The following is a 19,802-nucleotide window of genomic DNA, read 5'->3' as shown; positions in this document are numbered from 1 at the left end:
AAGAGACGATTGACAGCGGCGGCGGGTTTTCGGATTAGTGCCTCGTGGTTATTTGAGCCGGCCGGCTTGCCGCCACGAAAAACAAAGCGCTAAAAGGCCGGGTCTTCCGCAGGGAACCCGCTTTTTCGCCGCGGCGCGAGATTTCTCGCGCTTTTGGGTCATGGCGCGTCCACGCGCCGGAAGGAGAAGACATGTCCGCCGACGCTCCGCGCAAGAAACTGAAGCCCGCGACGCAACTCGTGCATGGCGGGACGCTGCGCTCCCCCTTCGGCGAAATGTCGGAGGCGCTGTTCCTTACCCAGAGCTTCGCCTATCCGACGATGGAAGCCGCCGAGGCGCGCTTCAAGGGCGACGATCCGGGCTTCATCTATTCGCGATTCTCGAACCCGACCGTGGCGATGTTCGAGCAGCGCATGTGTCTGCTGGAAGGCGCCGAGGCGGCCCGCGCCACCGCGAGCGGCATGGCCGCCGTCACCGCGAGTCTGCTGGCGCAGGTGAAAGCCGGCGATCACGTCGTCGCCGCGCGCGCCCTCTTCGGCTCCTGTCTTTATGTCGTGGAGGATCTGCTGCCGCGACTGGGCGTCGCCTCGACGCTCGTCGACGGCGCGGACCTTTCCCAGTGGAAAGCCGCCGTGCGGCCGGAGACGAAACTCTTCTTCCTCGAAAGCCCGACCAATCCGGGGCTCGACGTCTATGACCTGAAGGCGATCGCCGACATTGCCCATAACGCCGGAGCCAAACTCGTCGTCGACAATGTCTTCGCGACGCCGATGCTGCAGAAGCCGTTCGAATTCGGCGCGGACGTCGTCGTCTATTCGGCGACGAAGCACATCGACGGTCAGGGCCGGTGTCTCGGCGGCGTCATTCTCGCCTCGCAGGCGCTGATCGAGGAAAGCATTCATAACTTCCTGCGTCAGACCGGCCCCGCCATGTCGCCCTTCAACGCCTGGGTGATGCTGAAAGGCCTCGAAACCCTGCCCCTGCGCGTCGCGCAGCAGGCGTCGAGCGCCGCGAGGATCGCGGACTTCCTCGCCGAGCAGAAGGGCGTGACGCGTGTGCTCTACCCCTTCCGCAAGGACCATCCGCAGGAGGAGCTGGCGCGACGGCAGATGCTGGGCGGCGGAACGCTGGTGAGTTTCTACGTGGAAGACAAGGCGGCCGCCTTCAGGCTCGCCAATGCGCTGCAAGTGATCACGATTTCCAACAATCTCGGCGACGCCAAGAGTCTCATCACCCATCCCGCGACGACGACGCATCAGCGGCTTTCGCCCGAGGCGCGCGCGACGCTCGGCATCACCGACGGGATGCTGAGGTTGTCGGTCGGTCTGGAGGACGTCGACGACCTCGTCGACGATCTGGCCGCGGGGCTCGCGGCGGTCGGGCGCGGCTGACCGCGCCCGCGCTTCGCCTCAGCGCGGCGCGCGCTTGCGCGCCGTCGCAATTCGCAGCGCAGCGGCGCTTTCCTGCTTCACGCATTCCGCGACAAAGAACGTCGCCGCCAGAACCGCGCCGGCGATTTCGAGGCTCACGCCCGAGAACAATTCAACCATTGCTTCATTCCTCCCGCGCCGCCGATTGGCGGCTTTTCGACGCCTGAAATTCGCGTCGGCGGCGCAAGGAGAGAAACGTCGCCGACGCAAACCGCCTGTGAGGGTCAAGCGGGTTCGAGCGGCGGCGCGCGCGGACGGTGGGAGAGACGGGATCGGGGCGTCGGCGCAGCGCGGTCCGCCACCATCCAGGGAGTCGTCGTCCGCTGGAAGGGCGCCGCGCCGACTGAACCGGGCCGCGCCGCAATTGGCGCAGCGCCGCAGCAGGAGAGCTGGCAAATGAAACAGTCGCCGCTGCGGTCCTGATTGGGGCCCGGCCGCCCCGTCTGCGCGTCGGGAGAGGGAGCGCCCGACGCGTAACAGATGAAAAAGGACGCAAACGAATCGTCCGCATTCCCCGAGCCGCCGAGCTTGGCGAAGCCGGGCGCGAGCGGCAGCGCGGCCCAGAGAGCCGCAGCCGCCAAGAGCAGCGCGACACCCAGCCGGCCCATGCCGCCCGACGCGGAGAACGCACATCGTTGCGTCATGAGCGTTGTCAGCCCGCTTCGAACGAAAGTCGCGAGAACCGGGCCCGCCGCTCGAGGTCGATCAGACGGATCGCGCCTCTCTTGTTGTTTCGCCATGCGGCTGTCCCGGGGATGAGCGCGGCGAGCGTCGCCATCTCCGCCTCGCGGCTTTCGCGCGTCTTCAACTCCTCGAGAGCCTTGCTCGCGACGATGTTCTCCCGGCCGTTGGGCCGTCGCCTGTGGTTCATGAATCTTCTCCTGATCCGCCGTCTGACGCGGCGTTGCAATCGCCACGTCGCTCCCCCGCGGTTCGGGACGCGGTCAGGGACGACGCAGCAGCTCGATGTTGCGATGATCAGGAGAGGGAGGGCGGCGCGCGGGCCTGTCGGGAATGTTCGTGATGAGGCGTCGGCAGTGCGCCGTCGGCCAATGTCCAGTCGAGCGCGGTCCATTGGACCGGCGCCATGCCGGAAGACAGGAGCCGCGCTGCAAGCGGAGCCGAGCCGTCACAGAAGGCCTGACATAGCGCGCAGGCGTCCCGATGACTGTGGAGCTGGCCGGGGGTCTGCTGGCGATCGTCAGCGGAGCCCGCGGCCTTCAGGCACAGATCGATCGATTCGCTGGCTTCCCCGAACGCCTTCGCAACGGCGACATTGCCCGCGGCCGGCGCAAAGACCTGCACGGTCAGAGCCAGCGCGACAAGCAGAATGGTCAGCCAATTACGGCGCATGAAAGGAAACCTGCGAACTGCGCGCGCAGCGCGCGCGAGAGCAATACAAGCAAAAACCGAGCGCCTCGGCAAGCGGCTCTGCTCGCCGAGGCGCGTCAAAGCGTCAGAACTTGAACTTCACGCCGCCCTGGAAGAGACGCGGATTGCCGGCGTAGATCGAGCCGGTGCCGAATTGCGCCAGCTGGAAATAGCCGTTCTGGACAACCATACCGTTAACCAGCGCGACCGTGTTCGAGATGTTGTTGGCCGACGCGACCCAGTTGTTGTCGAAGATGTTCCGCACTTCGAAATAGGCGGTGAAGTGCTTGAGCGGCCAGGAGTTGTCGATCTCCCGGTCGAAATGGACATTGGCGTTGACGAGGCCGTAGCCCGGGATCGTCAACACGTTGCCATTGTCGATGAAATAGGAGCTCTGGTAGTTGTATTCGACGAAGGCGCCCAAGCCCTTGAAGTCGCCATGAGGGTGGTCATAAGCGAGACGCGCCGTGGCGTTATGCGGCGCAACGCCCGGGATCTTGTAACCAGCGCGGTTGAAGTAGCCGGTTTGGGTCGCGGTGCCAAGCGTTTCCGTGAAATCCGTGAAGATCTGGTTGTTGTAAGTGTAATTCGCCAACACACGCCAGCCGTCGAGCGGACGCCAGTCCGCCTGCGTCTCGACGCCACGATGCACGGAGCCCGGGGCGTTGAAGGTATAGTTCAGCAGGCCTGCGCCCGGCGACTGGGTCAGTTGCTCGTCCTGATACCACTCGTGGAAGCCCGTAAGGCTGAAGGTCAGGGTTTCGTCCGGATTCCAGTCGAATCCGATGTCGATGCCCGTATTGCGCTGCGTCTTCAGATCGACGTTAGCCCCCGGACGCCCTTGCGAAGTCACGAACAACTGACCCGGATTGGGCGTGCCATAACCGCTCGAAGCGCGGAAACGCGTCCTCAACTCCGGCGTGGCCTGCCAGGTGACGGAGGCTTCGGGGCCGAAGTTCCAATAGGTCTTGTTCACCGGAATGCCGCGCCAGGTCGCGATCTGCCCCAGGGCCGGGCCGTTCGTCACATATGTGTACTGGTCCTGCAGGGCAGCGATCTTCGTCATTTCGGCGGAGAGGCCGAGGACCATGGTCAGGTCCTTGGAAAGCGCGACCTCCTCGCGACCGCGCGCGCCGAGGTTTTGCATCATCGCATTCTGCTTCGACTGCAGGGCGCCCGAGGCGCCGTTGCCGACCGGCAGGGTGTTGTTGGTGTAGCTCGTATAGCGCGCGCGGTTGAAGTAGAGGCCGGCGAAATGCCGCGCCTCGTAGCCGCCGAGCGTTCCGATCTGCGTGATGTCCGTGCTGGCGTTTACGGCCGGCTCATCCTGCAGCGCGGCCGTGGCGCCCGTCGGCTGGATGATGTTCTTGTCGTCGTAAATGACCTGCGTCCGCCACTTGGTGTTGGCGTCGAAATCATGCTCCCAGCGCAGGCCGAGCACGTCGCGGCGATCGTTTCGATGGAAGCCCGCGAGATAGGCGGTGGTCTGATAGCCTGCCCCGCCCGACCCGTTCAATCCATTGAGCGGGACGAACGCGCCGCCGCAATAGGAGCGGGCCAGATAGCCGCCCGGCGTGGACGAGCCGAGCGGCGGAATGACGTAACAGCCGACCTGGAAAGGATTGTTGTAGTACTGGTTGAGCGACAGTCGGGACGAGAGGTCGCCATAGAGCTGGTTGTGGATGAATTTGAAGGTCAGAAGATCGTTCGGCGTCACCTGCCAGCGCGCCGTCGCATTGACGGTCTGCGTGTCGTAGCGGTTGTGGAGGGTCCAGCCGTCGCCGCGCACGTCGCTCGCGAAAATCGCAATGTCGACATTTTCGGTCTTCTTGCCGATCGCGGTGAAGTTGTTGAGATAACCGAAGGAGCCGAATTCGCTGCCGATCTCGACGCCGTCGATTTCGGCGCCCGTGCGGGTGCGGAAGTTGATCGCGCCGCCATTGGCGAAGTTGCCGAACAGAGCCGACGAGGGGCCGCGATAGACGTCCACGCCGGCATAGGCGTGCGGATCGGTCAGGTCGGTGCGCGACAGGCCGTCCGGCTGCGTGACGGAGAAGCCGTCCTCGAGCATCACGATGTTGCGAACGCCGAAGCCGTTGCGCGCCGAAGAGCCGCGAATCGAGATGACGACGTCACGAGGACCGTTGCCCATCTTGAAGGAGACGCCAGGGCTGTATTGCAGCAACTCGCGAACGGTCACGAGCGGCTGATTGACGAAATTCTTGCCACTGACGGTCGTGAACGTTTGGCCGGTCGGGTCGCGGTAAACGGGAAGCTCCAGCTTCCGGGGACTGAAACCGGGAGGGGCCGACGGCGCCGAAACAGGCGCGGGGGCCGGGGTCGAGGCGGCGACGCGGGCCGGGCCCACCGGGCGAGGCGCGGACGGGCCCTGCCGCGCCGGGCCGCGGGCGCCGCCGACGTCGATGGTCGGCAAGGATTGTTGCGCGAGCGCCGACGAGGCGAGGAGCAGGCCGAGCGTGTTGGCGGACGCGGCGGCGAGTAAATGTAAACGACGGGTCATTTGGGCGTTTCCTTGAGCACAGGCGGCTCGCAACCCGAGCGGCGCCCGCCCTGACAAGGGCGAACGAGCCGACTCCACGGGCGGCGGAGCTGATATTTGGGACTGCGCGCGCATCGAGGCGGCGCTTACTGGTCACGCTTGGGGAACGGGGTCGCGTCCGCGCCGGTCAGGGCGCATGAACAGACGCGAATGCTTCACGCGGCCGCAGGGGGCGCCCGCGCCCGGCTGGTTTGCGCGGCGCGCGAAACGAGACGCCCCGCCTCTGTCGGAGCGAATCCGATGAGAGCGTAGCTGCGAGGCTCGACGACGATGTCCGTCCGATGATCGATCGATATTGTCGGCGGTCCAGCGCAGAGCAGGCACGACAGACACATATTGTGCCGTCCGTCATGGCTCCCCGCCTTCCCGGCGGGCTCGCCGTGATGCGGCCCGCGCATGAAATCGCAATGCTCGGAGATCGCTTGCGGCGACGCCAACGTCGCGGCGCGCGCGACGCTCACGCCGCCGGCGATGGTCTGGATGACCATGGCCAGCGCGAGCAGCAAGGCGCGGAGAGCCGAAGGACGCATTCTCGATCCCGTTGAAAACGACTTGGTGAATATCCTTCAACGCCAAGCGCAAACCAAGTCGGAGTGCGGCCCGCAGGCTTCAAATCCTTGCGTTGTGTCAAATTTGTCACAACCACGGCCTTGGCTATGTACATAAATGCGCCAGCGGGCGCCTGCATAAATAGATTCCCCTTTGTAGAAAGCCGTTCTAAGCTTGAAAGATCATGTATATCGCCATCACCCGAGACATTCAGGTCACGGCCCTGCCCGACTTTCTGCCGGATCGCTCGGATCCTGCGGAGAACCGCTATTTCTGGTCCTACACGATCGAAATCGCCAATCTGGGGCGCGTGCGCGTGCGGCTCATCTCCCGCCACTGGATCATCATCGACGCGAATGGGCGCCGCGAAGAAGTGCGCGGTCCGGGCGTCGTCGGCGAGCAGCCGGTGCTGGAGCCCGGCGAGACCTTCCGCTACGCCTCGGGCTGTCCGCTCGCCACACCGTCCGGCCTGATGCAGGGCGCCTACCGGATGGTCACCGATTCGGGCGAGGCCTTCGACGTCGAAATTCCCGCCTTCTCCCTCGACAGCCCGCTCTCGCGTCCGACGTTGAACTGATGGACGACCTCGACCGCGCAATCGAGATGACCGGCCGCCTGGTCGCCTTCGACACCGAGAGTTCGAAGTCGAATCTGCCGCTGATCGATTTCGTCGAATCCTATCTGCGTCAGCAGGGCGTCCCCTTCGTCCGCGCGCCGAACGCAAAAGGCGACAAGGCGGCAATCTTCGCCACCATCGGTCCCGATGAGCCGGGCGGCGTTCTGCTGTCGGGCCATACGGACGTCGTGCCGGTCGAGGGGCAGGACTGGAGCAGCGATCCCTTCACCATGCGGCGCGAGGCGGGCCGCCTCTACGGTCGTGGAACCGTGGACATGAAGGGCTTCGGCGCCGTCGCGCTCGCGATGATCCCGGTTTTCAGAAAGGCGGCGCTGGCGCGGCCGATCCATATTCTTCTGAGCTATGACGAGGAAACGACCTGCCTCGGTCCGCTCGACATGATCGCGCGGCTCGGCGTCGATCTTCCGAAGCCGGCCGCGGTGATCGTCGGCGAGCCGACGTCGATGCAGGTCGCCGACGCGCACAAGAGCGTCACGACGCATGTCACCCATGTGACCGGCTTCGAGATCCACTCCGCCAATCTGCATCGCGGCGTCAGCGCCGTCCACGTCGCCTGCCGGCTCGTGGTGGAGCTCGAGCGCATCGCCGCGGAGCTGCGCGCAGCCGGGGATCCCACCGGGCGCTTCGATCCGCCCTATTCCACAATTCACGTGGGCGTCATCCACGGCGGCACGGCGCGCAACATCGTCGCGAAGGACTGCACGTTCCAATGGGAATTCCGCGGGCTGCCGGGCGCGAGGCCGACGCTCGCGCTCGACGGTCTCGAAACCTATATCGACGATCTGCGCAAGACGGTCTTCGCCGGTTTTCCGCAGGCGGGCGTTGAAACCATCACGGAAAACGAGATTCCCGGCCTTGCGCCCCAGCCGGGGTCGGCCGCCGAGACGCTGGCGCTGCGGCTTGCTCGACGCAACAGCACCATCGCCGTGCCCTACGCCACAGAGGCGGGGCATTTTCAGGAGGCGGGCGTCCCCACTGTCGTCTGCGGCCCCGGGCGCATCGACCAGGCGCACCAGCCCAACGAATATATCGACATCGCTGAACTGGCGGCCTGCGTCGATTTCATGCGCCGGCTGGCCAGCGAACTGGGGAATTGACGCCGACCGGCTCCTTCAGTTGGCGCCGCCGGGCGCTCGAGCAATCGAGCTTCGGGCCTCCAGAGCGCGGCGGCGCTGAAATCCGTCAATAATGGTCGTAGCAGGAGCGGATGCCGCCCCGGATCGAGCAGCAGCGCTGGAAGGGCTCCCTGAAGCGGTTGGTCCAGTTACGGCACCCGATCCACCCCTCGCTGGCGGCGTAGGACGCCGGAGCTTGAGTAATTCGACCTGAACCGGGCCTGGGCACTTCCCAGTCCCGCAAGGGACGGCTGGGCCCTGTCCCGCCGCGGACGTAGGAATTGTGATAGCCGCCGCCATTGTAGCCGCCGCCATATGCGCCGTAACCACCGTGGTTGCGGTGGCCATTTCCGCCCCCGCGGTAGCCGTCGCCACGGTAGCCATATTCTCCACCGCCCCGGTAGCCGTCGCCCCTGTGGCCGTCATGATGGCGATGACCGCCGCCGCCATTCAGTAGCGCCGCCCCGACAGCGAGTGCGCCGAGGCCAAGACCCACACCGGTGGCGACGTCATTGGCTGTGCTGTTCGACGTGTTGCCGGACCCGACCGGGCGGCCGCCGCCGCGATTACCTCGTTGCCAGTTCTGAGCGAAAGACTCGACTGGGGCCGCCGCGCATAATGCGAGCGCCATTCCGATACACAATACGCGTTTCATTATTCTACCCCCCTGCTGCCCGCCCTTTAAGGGCTTCGAACTCGCCGGGGCCGCGACATTGTCCCTGCGCCCGCTCGAGCGCATTGACTGTCAACGAATTGTCAACGAATGGTCAAGCTCAAACTTCGAAAAATTCATAAAATTTTAAATATTTATTCATCAGATCCTCTGTCAAATACATGCTTAAGAAAAATTACTGATAGGAAATAATAGTAAAAATTGCCACCCCCAGCGATTAACTAAAATCGCTGGGGAGGGGAATACTCACTTCACGAAGACGAAGTGGCGAACCCTTTTGTGTAATCAGCAAACCCAAACCCACTGACCATACCACCAGCGCCAGCAGCCGCCGCGGTATCCACCATAGGTCCCGCCCCAGCCCCAGCCGCCGCCGCGCCAGCCGGGGCGGCCCCAGCCCCAGCCGCCATGATGCCCCCAACCGCCGCCGTGCCAGCCGCCGTGACCACCGCCGCCATGCCAGCCGCCGCCATGCCAGCCGCCGGCGAACGCCGGCCCTGACGACATCAGGGCGCCGGCCACGAGAGCCGCGCAAGAAACCTTCTTAAGCAACATGTTACTCCTCCAGAAACTTGCTCACACGCACATCCGTGAGCACGCCACATCTACTCGGCCCGCACGCCCCTCCGCTGTGAGCGGGCGCACGCCCCGATCACGATTTGCGGCCAAAACGCTTCCGCCACGGCAACATGACAACTCTCCGCACGCGCTGGCGTTCCCCAAATACAAGCTAAAGCATTACCTTTCTTTTCCGTAACGATTAATTCTCATGCGCATCCATCCGCGACCGCGCCGCGCGCCATTCGCGGAACAGCGCCATCCGGCATTGCTTTCGGCAAGTGAGCGGCTATAGTCCGCGCCCGTTCCGACGCCTGCCCGACGCCCGCCGCGCGCGTCGCGCTCCGACCAAAAGAGACGCTGCGATGAAATTGATACCGGACGCCATGGCGCAAGCCGAACAGCCCGCCCCGACCGCCCCCGCCGCGCCGACGCCGCCGACGTCTCCGACCGCGAACACCCAAACTGGAACAGCGGTCCCGGGCCAGCCCGACCCGAACCAGCCGCCCTCGCTGCCTGACCTCATGGCTCAGCTCATCCCGATCTTCGTCGTGATGGGCATCGTCTACATCCTCGTCATCCGCCCCCGCGCGCGCCGCGAGAAAGAGCAGCTGGCCGCGCTGCGCAACGTCCGCCGCGGCGACACGATCGTCACGACCGGCGGCGTCGTCTGCAAGGTGACTCGCGCGATCGACGACGCCGAAGTCGAGGTCGAGATCTCCCCCAACGTTCGCGTCCGCCTCCTCCGCACGGCGATCGCCGAAGTGCGCGCCAAGGGCGAGCCCGTGAAGGAGGCTCCGGCGCCGGCGTCCAAGCCCGCCGCGGAGGCCAAGCCCGCGTCCGGCAAGGCCGCGAGGTCGTCGGACACGAAAGCCAAATCCTGATTTTCGGGAAAATCCCGATCACTCTGACAGAATAGCGACACGATGCTGCGATTCTCGACCTGGAAATTCATTGCCATCGTGGCGATGACGCTCGCCGCCGTCCTCGTGGTGGCGCCGAGCATGCTGTCGCCATCGAATTACGAGGCCTTGAAGTCGCGGCTGCCGTCCTGGCTGGAGCCGCCGAAGATCGTCCTCGGCCTCGATTTGCAGGGCGGGTCGCATGTGATGCTCGAGGTCGACAGGCCGGACGTCATGAGCACGCTGGTCAGGAACCTGCGCGACGACGTCCGGCGCATTCTTCGCGAGGAGAAGGTGGCGATCACCGGCGGCATCGGCGCGACGGCGCGCGGCGTGCAGGTGCGCATCGCGGACGCCGCCGACCGCGAGAAGGTTCTTCCCAAATTCCGGCAGCTGAGGAACAGCTTCAGCTCGCGTCTCGTCGGCGGCCCGTCGCCGCTCGACGTTGAGGAATCGGCGGACGGCCTGATTCGCATCACCGTCACCGACGTCGGCGTGACCGACAAGCTGCGCCGCGCAGTCGATCAGTCGATCGAGGTCATTCGCCGCCGCGTCGACGCGCTCGGCACGCGCGAGGCGTCGATCCAGCGCCAGGGCGACGACCGCATCCTCGTCCAGGTGCCCGGTCTTCAGGACCCCGAGCAGCTGAAGACGATCCTCGGCCAGACCGCGAAACTCGAATTCCGCCTCGTCGCCGAACCGGGGCAGAACCCGGCGGAGACCGAGGAGCTCGAGCAGACCGATCAGGAAGGCAAGATCGCGATCGAGAAGCAGGTCATGGTCCAGGGCGAGGATCTCACCGACGCCCAGCCCGGCTTCGACCAGCAACGCAGCGGCGAGCCGGTCGTGAATTTCCGCTTCAACATCCGCGGCGCGCAGAAGTTCGGCGAGGTCACTTCGAAGAACGTCGGCCGCCTCTTCGCCATCGTTCTCGACAACAAGGTGATTTCGGCGCCGCGCATCCTGACGCCGATCACCGGCGGCTCGGGCCAGATTTCCGGCCATTTCACGGTCGAACAGGCCAATAATCTCTCGATCCTGCTGCGCGCCGGCGCCCTGCCCGCGAAGCTCAACATCGTCGAGGAGCGCACGGTCGGCCCCGGCCTCGGCCAGGACTCGATCGACGCCGGCAAGCGCGCCGCCTATGTGGGCGCCGGCCTCGTGGTGGTCTATATGCTGATCACCTACGGCGTCTTCGGCGTCTTCGCCAATCTCGCGCTTTTCGTGCACATCGCCTTCATCTTCGCCGGCCTCGTGCTGCTCGGCTCGACGCTGACGCTGCCCGGCATCGCCGGCATCGTGCTCACGATCGGCATGGCGGTGGACTCGAACGTGCTGATCTACGAACGCATCCGCGAAGAGAATCACGCCGGGCGCTCGATCCTCGCCTCGCTCGACGCAGGCTTCAACCGGGCCTTCGCGACCATCGTGGACTCGAACGTCACCATGTTCGTCGCCGCGGCGATCCTCTACTTCCTAGGCTCCGGCCCGGTGCGCGGCTTCGCCGTGTCGCTTGCGCTCGGCATCCTCACCACCATCGTCACCGCCGTGACCATGACGCGCATGATGATCGCCGTCTGGTATCACTACGCGCGTCCGACCAAGCTGCCGATTTAAAAGGGCGAAACCACGATGAAACTCCTGCGCCTCGCCCCGGAGAACACCAAATTCCCCTTCATGCGCTTCCGGCGCGTGAGCTATCCCTTCTCGGCGGTGCTGTCGTTGATCGCCGTCGCGCTCTTCGTGTTCAAGGGCATGAACTTCGGCATCGACTTCGCCGGCGGCACGGTCATCGAGCTGCGCGCCAAGTCGGGCGCTGCGGAAGTCGGCACGCTGCGCACGCTCGGCGAGAGCCTGAAACTCGGAGACATCGAGGTGCAGGCCTTCGGCAACCCCGCCGACGCCACCCTGCGCTTCGGCCTGCAGGGACAGGGCGAACCCGCCAAACAGCAGGAGGCGGTGGAGCGCGTGCGCGCCGCCGTCGGCGCCGATTACGACCTGCGCCGCGTCGAGGTCGTCGGCCCGCGCGTCTCGAACGAACTCGTGCAGTCCGGCACGCTCGGCGTCGTCCTGTCGATCATCGCGGTGCTAACCTATCTCTGGTTCCGCTTCGAGTGGCAGTTCGCCATCGGCGCGGTCATCGCGACGATGCACGATCTGCTGCTGACGGTCGGCTTCTTCTCGATCACGCAGCTCGAATTCAACACGACCTCGATCGCCGCGATTCTCACCATTGTCGGCTATTCGCTGAACGAGACCGTCGTCGTTCTCGACCGTATTCGCGAGAACATGCGCAAATACAAGAAGATGGCGACGGCGCAGATGATCGACATGTCGATCAACGCCGTTCTGCCGCGCACGATCATGACCGCGACGACGGTAATGCTCGCCCTTCTGTCGCTCGTCATCTTCGGCGGACAGGTGATCCGATCCTTTTCGCTCGCGATGATCTGGGGCATTTTCGTCGCGACCTATTCCTCGATCTTCATCTGCTCGCCGATGCTGATCTATCTCGGCCTGCGCAACGAGGACGCTGACAGGAAGCAGAAGCCGGAAGCCGAGCCGGAGCAGGAGCAGGAGCAGGAGATAGAGCTTCAGCCGGAATCCTTCGCGTCAATGTATGACGACGTCGGCGACGCGCCCGTCCCAGCCGCGCCGGCGCCCAGGCGCGCCGCGCCGAAGTCCGCCACGTCGAAGGGTGGATCGAAGTCCGGGCCGCGGCGCAACCGGCCGAAACAGGGCTGATCGCCGCGAGACGCGCCATGACAGCCGCTCAGGGCTATGTCCCTGGCCGACACAGGATCGAGGATTACGGCAACGGCGGCTTTCGCTTCGCCGACATGTCGCATCGCGGCTCGATCCTCGCTCTACCCACCGGCATAAGGGCGATTGCGGCGACGGACTGGAAAGACATAGACGCCGCGACGATCGACTTCGCCCTGTCCGATTCGGGGGGGCTCGACATTTTCATCGTCGGCACGGGCAAGGATCTGGCGCCGCTCGCCTCCGCACTTCGGGCCAGATTGCGCGACGCGGGCGTCGGCTGCGAGTCCATGGCGACAGGAGCGGCGGTCCGCACCTACAACATGCTGCTCGACGAAGGCCGCCGGGTCGGCGCGCTGCTGATCGCCGTCTGATGGCCGCCGCGCAGGAGCATTACGCCCAGTGTGAAGCGCTGCTGCGGGAGCGCGATAGGGACCTCTGGCTCGCCTGCCTTTTCGCGCCGCAGCCCGCGCGCCAGCATATCCACGCCATTTACGCCTTCGCGATCGAGGCGCGAGACGTGCGCGCCAAGGTCACGCAGCCGCTGCTCGGCGAGATGCGGCTGCGTTGGTGGACGGACGCGCTGACGGCCCAAGCGGCGGCCGGCGAAGGCGCGCGCGCCCATCCGATCGCCGACGCGCTGCTCGACACGATTGCGCAATTCGCCCTGCCCCGCGAAGAATTCGTTGCGCTGGCCGACGCGCATGTTTTCGATCTCTGCGACGACCCGATGCCCACGCTCGAGGCGCTCGAAGACTATTGTCGCGCGACGGTCGCCGGGCCGATGCGCTGGGCGGCGCGGATTCTCGGCGCGCCGGCGTCCCGCGCATTCGAGGAGGCAGGCGTCGCGCTCGGCCTTACGCGCGTTCTGCGCGCGCCGGCGGGCGCTTTTGTCCCTCTGGACGTTCTTGCGCGTCATCACGCCGATGTTCACGCCGATTCGCCCGGCCTGCGGGCCGCGCTTGCCGAGCTGCGGTCGACGGCGCGCGCGCATTACGACGAGGCGCGCCGTGAAGCCGCCACCCTCTCCGCCGGCCGCGAGGCCCTGCTGCCGGCCGCGACGGTTCCGCTTTTTCTGGAGCGGATGGCGCGAAAGGATTACGATCCGATGCGCACAGCGGCGGAGCCCTCGCCGTTGCGCCGGCAATGGCGGCTCTGGCGCGCCGCCCGCGGCGTCGGGCTTTGATGAGGCGCCTCGACTGACAGGATAAATGCGATGGCCCCCGCCCGTGACGCCTATGACGACGATGCGCGCCGCTTGCGCCTCGATACGCTGATCTTCCTTCGCTGGATCGCGATCACCGGCCAGACCATTGCGCTCGTCACCGTCTATTACTTCCTGGGCTTCGATTTTCCGGTCGGTCTCTGCTTCGTCTTCATCGTCGCCTCGGCGACACTGAACTTCGGCCTGCGCTACGGCACGTCGCGCAGCTTTCGCCTGGGCGATCTCGAAGCGGCGGTGCTGCTGGGCTACGACATCATCCAGCTCGGCTTTCTGCTTTATCTGACCGGCGGCCTCACCAACGGCTTCGCGATGCTGTTTCTTGCGCCGGTGACGATTTCGGCCGTGTCTCTGCCGCGCAATCTGACGCTTCTCCTCGGCATCTCGATGCTCGCCGTCGCGACCTTTCTGACCGTCGAATACATGCCGCTGCCCTGGTACGAGAACGAGAAGCTGTCCTTCCCGATCCTTTATCGCGCCAGCATCTGGGCGGCGCTCGCGCTCAGCGCGGCGTTCATCGCCATCTATGCGCAGCGCGTCTCGGACGAATCGCGCCTGCTCGCCACCGCCCTCGCCGCCACCGAACTCGTGCTCGAGCGCGAGCAGCATCTCTCGCAGCTCGACGGGCTGGCGGCGGCAGCGGCGCATGAGCTCGGCACGCCGCTCGCCACCATCACGCTGATCGTCAAGGAGCTGCAAAAGAGCGCGACCGGCGCCGCGCCGGAACTGCGCGACGATCTCGCGCTGCTGGCCCAGGAAACCGCGCGTTGCCGCGAAATCCTCTCCAAACTGGCCTCTCTGGGCGCCGAGGACCAGGGCAGCATGATGAACGTGCAGTCGATCGATACGCTCATCGAGGAAGTGATCGAGCCGCAGCGCGAATTTGGCGTCAAGGTGGAGGTGTCGAAACGAGGCTCCTCGAGCCCTCCGGCCATCGCGCGAAATCCCGGAATTATCTACGGGCTCGGAAATCTCGTCGAAAACGCCATCGACTTCGCGGACTCGCGCGTGCGGGTGGACGCCGCCTGGACGAAGGATCTGGTCGTCATAACGATCGAGGACGACGGACCCGGTTTCTCGCCAGCGATCCTCGACCGGCTGGGCGACCCCTATCTGCGCGGACGGCCGACCGAACGGCGGACGAAGAATGAGGCGGAGTCTGGCCTTGGTCTTGGCCTCTTCATCGCCAAGACGCTGCTGGAGCGCTCCGGCGCGACGGTGGAGACCACTAATGTTTCACCGCCGCGAACGGGCGCCGTCGTCAGGGTCGTGTGGCCCCGGTCCGCGCTCGAAATGATTCCGGCCAAGGCAAAGCAAGGATCCGGCCAATCCGACGAATCCGCTATGATCGACACAGCGAAGCCGGTAAAGTAGATTTGATAATTATCAGGTTGGGAAAAATGTCAGAGACAGCCCGGGAAGACATGAGCGACCTCGACCACGACACGACGGATAATTCCGTCGCCTCGGAAGAGCTGGCGACGCCGGCGTTGCCGGACGACCGCTCGCTGCTGATCCTCGACGACGACAAGCCGTTCCTGACGCGCCTGACACGCGCAATGGAGTCGCGCGGTTTTGTCGTGACGCCATGCGAGACGGTCGCCGAAGGGCTTGCGGCGCTCGAATCCTCGCCGCCCGCCTTCGCCATCATCGACATGCGTCTCGCCGACGGCAACGGCCTCGACGTGATTTCCAAACTGAAGGCGTCGCGTCCGGAGGCGCGCGGCATCATTCTGACAGGCTACGGCAACATCGCCACGGCCGTGACGGCCGTGAAGCTCGGCGCTTTCGACTATCTCGCGAAACCCGCCGACGCCGACGAAATCTATCATGCGCTGATGGCGACGCAGATCGACAAGCCGGACGCGCAGGAAAATCCGATGTCGGCGGATCGCGTGCGCTGGGAACACATCCAGCGCGTATTCGAGTCCTGCGACCGCAACGTCTCGGAGACGGCGCGTCGGCTAAACATGCATCGCCGCACGCTCCAGCGCATTCTGGCCAAGCGCGCGCCACGCTGAAGCCCATTCCGAGGCCAGGTACTGCGCTTCCAGTTTTGACGCGCGTTCGGACGGAAGACCGCACGCGCTGTCGCCCGACGCTCTCGAAACAATCAGGAGTGTTCATCCCGAAAGGCGAGCGCGCAATAGCGCTCGGCTGCGTGCGCGCCGAAACGAACCAGCATGGCGCGACGGCTCGCGGGCGCGAGCCGCAGGACCGGCGCCTCGCGCTCAAGCATTCCGCCATGCGCGTCGGCGACGATGAGGCCGGCATCGGCCGGGAAAATCCCTGCGTCCAGCTCCATCGGAATCGCGAAATAGAATCGGTCGCAATAATCGCGGTAGCGGGTCCATTTCGAGTCGGCGCGAAAGTCGGCGTAGCTCGACTTGACCTCGACAATTCGCAACCCGCCATCCGGGGAAAGGGCGACGAGATCGGCGCGATGCCCGTTCGGCAGGGGCAATTCGGCGATCACCGCAAAGCCGCATGCGCGAAGATAGCGCCGCGCGCCGCGCGTGACGCAGCGCGTCATCTCGGGGCGTGAATTGAGGAGCTCGGAAGACTCCATCCCTTTCTCTCCATCTGCGAAGCGGTGAACGGCCAGCATGGCGCGTCGCCAAATCGCCGGCAAGCGTGGTAATCTTCGCCCGTTATCTCGCGGCGACCAGCCGCATTCCCGCAACTGGCCCGCCGCATGAAGAAACTGCTCGCCGTCCTGGTGTTCTCAATCGCTGGCGTCGCTATCCCCGCCTCCGGCGCGGAGCGCGTCGTCAATATTTTCAACTGGAGCGACTACATCGACCCGGGCGTGCTAGAGGATTTCACCCGGGAAACCGGCGTCAAGGTCATCTATGACACTTATGACTCCAACGAGATGCTCGAGGCTCGGCTCCTTGCCGGCGATACGGGCTATGACATCGTCGTGCCCTCGGCGACATTCCTGCAGCGCCAGATAAAGGCCGGCGTGTTGCAGCCGATCGATCGCAGGCGTCTGGCCAACGCAGCAAATATCTGGCCGGAGATCGACGGCAAGCTTTCGCGCTACGATCCCGGCAGCGCGCACGCCATCAACTACATGTGGTACACGACCGGCATTGCCTACAATGTCGCGAAAATTCAGCAGCGCATCGGCAAGCCGATCACGAGCTGGGAGCAGGTGCTGCGTCCTGAGGCGCTGAAAAAATTCGCAGACTGCGGCGTCTATGTGCTCGACAGTCCCGAGGACATGTTCTCGATCGCGCTCAACATGCTGAAGCTCGATCCGAACTCCAAAAATCCCGACGATCTGCGCCGAGCCGCGGATTTCCTGGCGCCATTGCGCAGATATGTGAAGAAATTTCACTCATCCGAATATATCAATGCGCTGGCGAATGGGGACATCTGTCTCGCCATCGGCTGGGCGGGCGACAGCCTGCAGGCGCGCAACCGCGCGCGCGAAGCCGGCGCTGACGTGGACATCGCCTATGTCGTGCCCGCCGAAGGCACGCTGATGTCGCTCGACAATCTCGCGATCCCGAAAGACGCGCCGCATCTCAACGAAGCCTATCTATTCATCGACTATCTGCTGCGTCCCGATGTCGCCGCGCGCAACACCAATGCGACGAATTTCGCCAATGGCGTCGGGCCATCGCGCGCGCTGATCGACAAATCGATCGCCGACGATCCGTCGATCTATACCAATGAAGCGACGATGCGCCGTCTGTTCACCGTCACCGCCGCCGATCAGCCTGCACAGAAGCTGATGACGCGGCTATGGACAATGGTGAAGACGGGCAAGTAGCGAGCAGTTTACACCTGCTCGCTGAGGATCCGCTTGAGCAGCTCGATGACTTCGGCAAGGCTCTTGTCCTTGGACACAAGCTCCTCGATCTTTCTCACCGCATGCAGCACGGTCGTGTGATCGCGTCCGCCGAAGCGACGGCCGATCTCGGGCAGCGAACGCAAGGTCATCACCTTCGACAGATACATTGCGATCTGACGCGGACGCACGACATTGGCTGTCCGGCGCGACGACAAAATATCCGCGCGCGAGATATTGTAATGACTCGCGACGAGCTTCTGGATGTCGTCGATCTTGACCCGCCTGGGATCCTGCGAACGCACGAGATCGCGGATCGCCGTCTCGGCTGTTTCGATCGTCAGCGGCGCGCCGTTCAGGGTCACATGCGCAAGCAGTCGATTGACGGCGCCCTCGAGGTCGCGGCCGTTTGTGACGATCGTGCGCGCGACATAGGCGACAACCTCCGGCGGCACGTGAAATCCTGGCTGCGACTCCTGCGCGGCGGCGATGCGCGCGTTCAGCATTTTCATCCGCAGCGACTCGTCGAGCGGACCAATGTCCACGCAGAGCCCGCCTTTGAATCGCGACAGCACGCGCTCGTCGAGCGTCTCGAGTTCGGACGGCGGACGATCAGCGGCGACGACAACCTGGCGGCCCGCGTCGATCAGCGCGTTGAGCGTGTGGCAAAACTCCTGCTGAATCGACTTGCCCTGCAAGAATTGCACATCGTCGATGATCAGCATGTCGATCGCGCGCAGACGCTCCTTGAATGCAATCGACGTCTGCGCGTTGAGCGAAGACACGAAGCCGCTCATGAAGCGCTCGGCGGTGAGATAGATCGCGCGACGACGATTGTCGTTCGACGCATGCGCGAGGGCCTGCAGAAGATGCGTCTTGCCGAGGCCGACCGCCGCATGGGCATAGAGAGGATTGAAGATCGGCGCATCGCCGGGACGCGCCTCCGCCACGCGACATGCGGCGGCGTAAGCAAGCTGGTTCGACGGACCGACGAGGAATGTCGAGAATGACAGACGACGATCGAGCGGCGAACCGATGAAGGTTTCATTGTCCGTTCGCGGCGCAGAACGCGCAGCGCGTCGAAAGGACGCGGCCCCGTCGATAGATTCCTGTGATGGCGCCGGCGACGCCTTGTCTGCGAAAAGCGACGCAGGCGCGTTGTTTTCGTGCTCCGCGGCGCCTTCGCGCACTTTCGCTTTGCGCGCTGACGAGCGCACGTCGATGACGACGCGCTCCACCGCCGCGAATTCATTCGCCACGCGCGCCTTGATGCGCGGCGCGTAATGCGACTGCACCCAGCTCTTGAGAAATTTCGTCGGCACGGTGAGATGCATCGACTTGTCGTCGACGCGCTCCAGTTCGAGCCGCGTGAACCAGGAGTTGTATACCGCGTCGCCGAGTTCTGCGCGCAGCCTTTGTCTCACGCGCTCCCAACGGGACTGGTCTTCGACCGAAATTCCGCCGCCAACCGAAACTTCGCGATGATCCGACATATGTGGCCTTCTCATGAAAAATTGCGACACGGAACGCGCGACGCACAACGCCCCTCGCACGTTCGTTCGAAGTTTTTGTTTCTCAGATGACGCCCTTACGGGCGTTTAACGCCGTCTTATTTTTGCGGCGGACCTAGTGGAAAACCGCCGGAATCGGCCGAAGCCATTCCGCTCGAGCAATTCAATTCCGAATTCGGCGCGGTTGCATGCCCCACAGAGTTTGTACGCGATTCCAACGCTTCGCCCACGATCTTGGCTAGCAGTCGATCAGTCATGACAAACCCCCAGTTTCCGAAACCGTGAAGGTTCCGGAGCTCTGCGCTTCGCCAGGTTACGCACGCTTACTTACGCCCTTGCGAACAGATCACTTGAATTCAGATCGAACGGGTAGGAATGCGATTAGGCGTCAAGACCGAGAAATTTCGAAGCTGGATATCGACAAGTCGTCGCTCCATTTGCGCTCCGTCCCAGGTTTGTGTTTCGACGCCGACCGCTTTCGTTCGACGGATATGAAACTACACTCGCGACCCCATTCGCGCAACGACGCTCATCGACGATGCGACATTCTTTCATCGCGCTTCCGCTGACCGAAATTCAGATTTTTGCATCATTCGCATTGTAAGCTGATGATTCATCGCTCATTAAAAAATGCGCCTCGCGCGCATCTGAAATTGTATACGGCCAAGCTTCTGGATCAAGGACCAATGCTGACAAATCCTGTCAAGTGGGG

Annotated in this window: 21 protein-coding genes and 1 riboswitch; of the genes, 11 read left to right on the top strand and 10 right to left on the bottom strand. The window is 64.2% G+C overall.

What is annotated here, in order from left to right; all coding sequences use genetic code 11:
- Positions 1–34: 34 nt before the first annotated feature.
- A riboswitch (SAM riboswitch) is annotated at positions 35–113 on the top strand.
- Between the two features lie 78 nt (positions 114–191).
- Entirely contained in the window at positions 192–1,391 is a 1,200-nt protein-coding gene (locus tag MET49242_RS02000) for an O-succinylhomoserine sulfhydrylase (protein WP_036280212.1), read from the top strand.
- An 18-nt stretch (positions 1,392–1,409) separates the two neighbouring features.
- Here MET49242_RS02000 and MET49242_RS25405 read toward each other — a convergent pair whose 3' ends face one another.
- From MET49242_RS25405 to MET49242_RS01975, 6 genes are all read right to left on the bottom strand, one after another.
- On the bottom strand, positions 1,410–1,550 hold the full coding sequence (locus tag MET49242_RS25405; protein ID WP_158497237.1) for a hypothetical protein: 141 nt from the start codon (positions 1,548–1,550) through the stop codon (positions 1,410–1,412).
- Positions 1,551–1,654: 104 nt separating this feature from the next.
- Positions 1,655–2,074 (bottom strand): hypothetical protein, encoded by a 420-nt coding sequence (locus MET49242_RS01995; protein ID WP_051133940.1) that lies wholly within the window; start codon positions 2,072–2,074, stop codon positions 1,655–1,657.
- A gap of 8 nt (positions 2,075–2,082) precedes the next feature.
- Positions 2,083–2,301 (bottom strand): hypothetical protein, encoded by a 219-nt coding sequence (locus tag MET49242_RS01990; RefSeq protein WP_036286553.1) that lies wholly within the window; start codon positions 2,299–2,301, stop codon positions 2,083–2,085.
- A 107-nt stretch (positions 2,302–2,408) separates the two neighbouring features.
- Entirely contained in the window at positions 2,409–2,783 is a 375-nt protein-coding gene (locus tag MET49242_RS01985) for a DUF2946 family protein (protein WP_036286550.1), read from the bottom strand.
- Between the two features lie 103 nt (positions 2,784–2,886).
- The gene (locus MET49242_RS01980; RefSeq protein WP_036280209.1) at positions 2,887–5,322 is read right to left on the bottom strand and encodes a TonB-dependent receptor; all 2,436 of its coding nucleotides are present in this window, start codon (positions 5,320–5,322) and stop codon (positions 2,887–2,889) included.
- Positions 5,323–5,516: 194 nt separating this feature from the next.
- Positions 5,517–5,891 (bottom strand): DUF2946 family protein, encoded by a 375-nt coding sequence (locus tag MET49242_RS01975; protein WP_036280207.1) that lies wholly within the window; start codon positions 5,889–5,891, stop codon positions 5,517–5,519.
- Positions 5,892–6,094: 203 nt separating this feature from the next.
- Here MET49242_RS01975 and apaG point away from each other — a divergent pair, with 203 nt between their 5' ends.
- Together apaG and argE are read left to right on the top strand one after the other, a co-directional pair.
- On the top strand, positions 6,095–6,487 hold the full coding sequence (apaG, locus tag MET49242_RS01970) for a Co2+/Mg2+ efflux protein ApaG (RefSeq protein ID WP_036280203.1): 393 nt from the start codon (positions 6,095–6,097) through the stop codon (positions 6,485–6,487).
- Positions 6,487–7,644, top strand: coding sequence for an acetylornithine deacetylase (gene argE / locus MET49242_RS01965; RefSeq protein WP_036280201.1), 1,158 nt, complete (start codon positions 6,487–6,489; stop codon positions 7,642–7,644). The genes apaG and argE overlap by 1 nt, the downstream gene beginning before the upstream one ends.
- Before the next feature lie 85 nt (positions 7,645–7,729).
- Here argE and MET49242_RS24665 read toward each other — a convergent pair whose 3' ends face one another.
- Complete coding sequence (locus MET49242_RS24665) at positions 7,730–8,317, bottom strand: hypothetical protein (protein ID WP_144259429.1); 588 nt, start codon at positions 8,315–8,317, stop codon at positions 7,730–7,732.
- Positions 8,318–8,620: 303 nt separating this feature from the next.
- Positions 8,621–8,890 carry a hypothetical protein gene (locus tag MET49242_RS01960; RefSeq protein WP_144259428.1) on the bottom strand — a complete coding sequence of 90 codons (270 nt, stop codon included), beginning with the start codon at positions 8,888–8,890 and terminating at the stop codon, positions 8,621–8,623.
- A gap of 368 nt (positions 8,891–9,258) precedes the next feature.
- Between MET49242_RS01960 and yajC the strand changes: the two genes are divergently transcribed.
- The 7 genes from yajC to MET49242_RS01925 are packed head-to-tail and all read left to right on the top strand — an operon-like array spanning position 9,259 to position 15,801.
- Positions 9,259–9,777: a preprotein translocase subunit YajC gene (yajC, locus tag MET49242_RS23815; protein ID WP_084679281.1), complete on the top strand. Its 519-nt coding sequence runs from the start codon at positions 9,259–9,261 to the stop codon at positions 9,775–9,777.
- A gap of 42 nt (positions 9,778–9,819) precedes the next feature.
- Positions 9,820–11,412: a protein translocase subunit SecD gene (gene secD / locus MET49242_RS01950; protein WP_036280197.1), complete on the top strand. Its 1,593-nt coding sequence runs from the start codon at positions 9,820–9,822 to the stop codon at positions 11,410–11,412.
- A 15-nt stretch (positions 11,413–11,427) separates the two neighbouring features.
- Entirely contained in the window at positions 11,428–12,540 is a 1,113-nt protein-coding gene (secF, locus tag MET49242_RS01945) for a protein translocase subunit SecF (protein WP_036280194.1), read from the top strand.
- Positions 12,541–12,557: 17 nt separating this feature from the next.
- A complete protein-coding gene (locus MET49242_RS01940) occupies positions 12,558–12,932 on the top strand; it encodes an Mth938-like domain-containing protein (protein WP_036280190.1) in 375 nt (124 codons plus the stop codon).
- Complete coding sequence (locus MET49242_RS01935; RefSeq protein WP_244430657.1) at positions 12,932–13,744, top strand: squalene/phytoene synthase family protein; 813 nt, start codon at positions 12,932–12,934, stop codon at positions 13,742–13,744. Before MET49242_RS01940 ends, MET49242_RS01935 begins: the two co-directional genes overlap by 1 nt.
- Before the next feature lie 30 nt (positions 13,745–13,774).
- Positions 13,775–15,154, top strand: a complete 1,380-nt coding sequence (locus tag MET49242_RS01930; RefSeq protein WP_051133939.1) for an ActS/PrrB/RegB family redox-sensitive histidine kinase — start codon at positions 13,775–13,777, stop codon at positions 15,152–15,154.
- A gap of 50 nt (positions 15,155–15,204) precedes the next feature.
- Positions 15,205–15,801, top strand: a complete 597-nt coding sequence (locus MET49242_RS01925; RefSeq protein WP_036280187.1) for an ActR/PrrA/RegA family redox response regulator transcription factor — start codon at positions 15,205–15,207, stop codon at positions 15,799–15,801.
- Positions 15,802–15,893: 92 nt separating this feature from the next.
- On the opposite strand, the gene MET49242_RS01920 is transcribed toward MET49242_RS01925, so the two are convergent.
- Positions 15,894–16,388 carry an MmcB family DNA repair protein gene (locus MET49242_RS01920; RefSeq protein ID WP_305808895.1) on the bottom strand — a complete coding sequence of 165 codons (495 nt, stop codon included), beginning with the start codon at positions 16,386–16,388 and terminating at the stop codon, positions 15,894–15,896.
- An 87-nt stretch (positions 16,389–16,475) separates the two neighbouring features.
- Here MET49242_RS01920 and MET49242_RS01915 point away from each other — a divergent pair, with 87 nt between their 5' ends.
- Positions 16,476–17,561: a polyamine ABC transporter substrate-binding protein gene (locus MET49242_RS01915; protein WP_036280184.1), complete on the top strand. Its 1,086-nt coding sequence runs from the start codon at positions 16,476–16,478 to the stop codon at positions 17,559–17,561.
- Between the two features lie 8 nt (positions 17,562–17,569).
- Here the strand turns inward: MET49242_RS01915 and dnaA are convergent, their stop codons facing one another.
- The gene (gene dnaA / locus MET49242_RS01910) at positions 17,570–19,072 is read right to left on the bottom strand and encodes a chromosomal replication initiator protein DnaA (RefSeq protein WP_036280181.1); all 1,503 of its coding nucleotides are present in this window, start codon (positions 19,070–19,072) and stop codon (positions 17,570–17,572) included.
- Positions 19,073–19,802 lie beyond the last annotated feature (730 nt).

Source organism: Methylocystis sp. ATCC 49242 (genome assembly GCF_000188155.2).
Taxonomy (GTDB): domain Bacteria; phylum Pseudomonadota; class Alphaproteobacteria; order Rhizobiales; family Beijerinckiaceae; genus Methylocystis.
The sequence above is the reverse complement of the archived record's forward strand: the minus strand, read 5'-3'. Positions and strand labels throughout refer to the sequence as shown.

Bases quoted from the DNA above. Each gene is read 5' to 3' on its own strand.
- MET49242_RS02000 (WP_036280212.1), top strand. From the start codon at position 192: ATGTCCGCCGACGCTCCGCGCAAGAAACTGAAGCCCGCGACGCAACTC.
- MET49242_RS25405 (WP_158497237.1), bottom strand. From the start codon at position 1,550: ATGGTTGAATTGTTCTCGGGCGTGAGCCTCGAAATCGCCGGCGCGGTT.
- MET49242_RS01995 (WP_051133940.1), bottom strand. From the start codon at position 2,074: ATGACGCAACGATGTGCGTTCTCCGCGTCGGGCGGCATGGGCCGGCTG.
- MET49242_RS01990 (WP_036286553.1), bottom strand. From the start codon at position 2,301: ATGAACCACAGGCGACGGCCCAACGGCCGGGAGAACATCGTCGCGAGC.
- MET49242_RS01985 (WP_036286550.1), bottom strand. From the start codon at position 2,783: ATGCGCCGTAATTGGCTGACCATTCTGCTTGTCGCGCTGGCTCTGACC.
- MET49242_RS01980 (WP_036280209.1), bottom strand. From the start codon at position 5,322: ATGACCCGTCGTTTACATTTACTCGCCGCCGCGTCCGCCAACACGCTC.
- MET49242_RS01975 (WP_036280207.1), bottom strand. From the start codon at position 5,891: ATGCGTCCTTCGGCTCTCCGCGCCTTGCTGCTCGCGCTGGCCATGGTC.
- apaG (WP_036280203.1), top strand. From the start codon at position 6,095: ATGTATATCGCCATCACCCGAGACATTCAGGTCACGGCCCTGCCCGAC.
- argE (WP_036280201.1), top strand. From the start codon at position 6,487: ATGGACGACCTCGACCGCGCAATCGAGATGACCGGCCGCCTGGTCGCC.
- MET49242_RS24665 (WP_144259429.1), bottom strand. From the start codon at position 8,317: ATGAAACGCGTATTGTGTATCGGAATGGCGCTCGCATTATGCGCGGCG.
- MET49242_RS01960 (WP_144259428.1), bottom strand. From the start codon at position 8,890: ATGTTGCTTAAGAAGGTTTCTTGCGCGGCTCTCGTGGCCGGCGCCCTG.
- yajC (WP_084679281.1), top strand. From the start codon at position 9,259: ATGAAATTGATACCGGACGCCATGGCGCAAGCCGAACAGCCCGCCCCG.
- secD (WP_036280197.1), top strand. From the start codon at position 9,820: ATGCTGCGATTCTCGACCTGGAAATTCATTGCCATCGTGGCGATGACG.
- secF (WP_036280194.1), top strand. From the start codon at position 11,428: ATGAAACTCCTGCGCCTCGCCCCGGAGAACACCAAATTCCCCTTCATG.
- MET49242_RS01940 (WP_036280190.1), top strand. From the start codon at position 12,558: ATGACAGCCGCTCAGGGCTATGTCCCTGGCCGACACAGGATCGAGGAT.
- MET49242_RS01935 (WP_244430657.1), top strand. From the start codon at position 12,932: ATGGCCGCCGCGCAGGAGCATTACGCCCAGTGTGAAGCGCTGCTGCGG.
- MET49242_RS01930 (WP_051133939.1), top strand. From the start codon at position 13,775: ATGGCCCCCGCCCGTGACGCCTATGACGACGATGCGCGCCGCTTGCGC.
- MET49242_RS01925 (WP_036280187.1), top strand. From the start codon at position 15,205: ATGAGCGACCTCGACCACGACACGACGGATAATTCCGTCGCCTCGGAA.
- MET49242_RS01920 (WP_305808895.1), bottom strand. From the start codon at position 16,388: ATGCTGGCCGTTCACCGCTTCGCAGATGGAGAGAAAGGGATGGAGTCT.
- MET49242_RS01915 (WP_036280184.1), top strand. From the start codon at position 16,476: ATGAAGAAACTGCTCGCCGTCCTGGTGTTCTCAATCGCTGGCGTCGCT.
- dnaA (WP_036280181.1), bottom strand. From the start codon at position 19,072: ATGTCGGATCATCGCGAAGTTTCGGTTGGCGGCGGAATTTCGGTCGAA.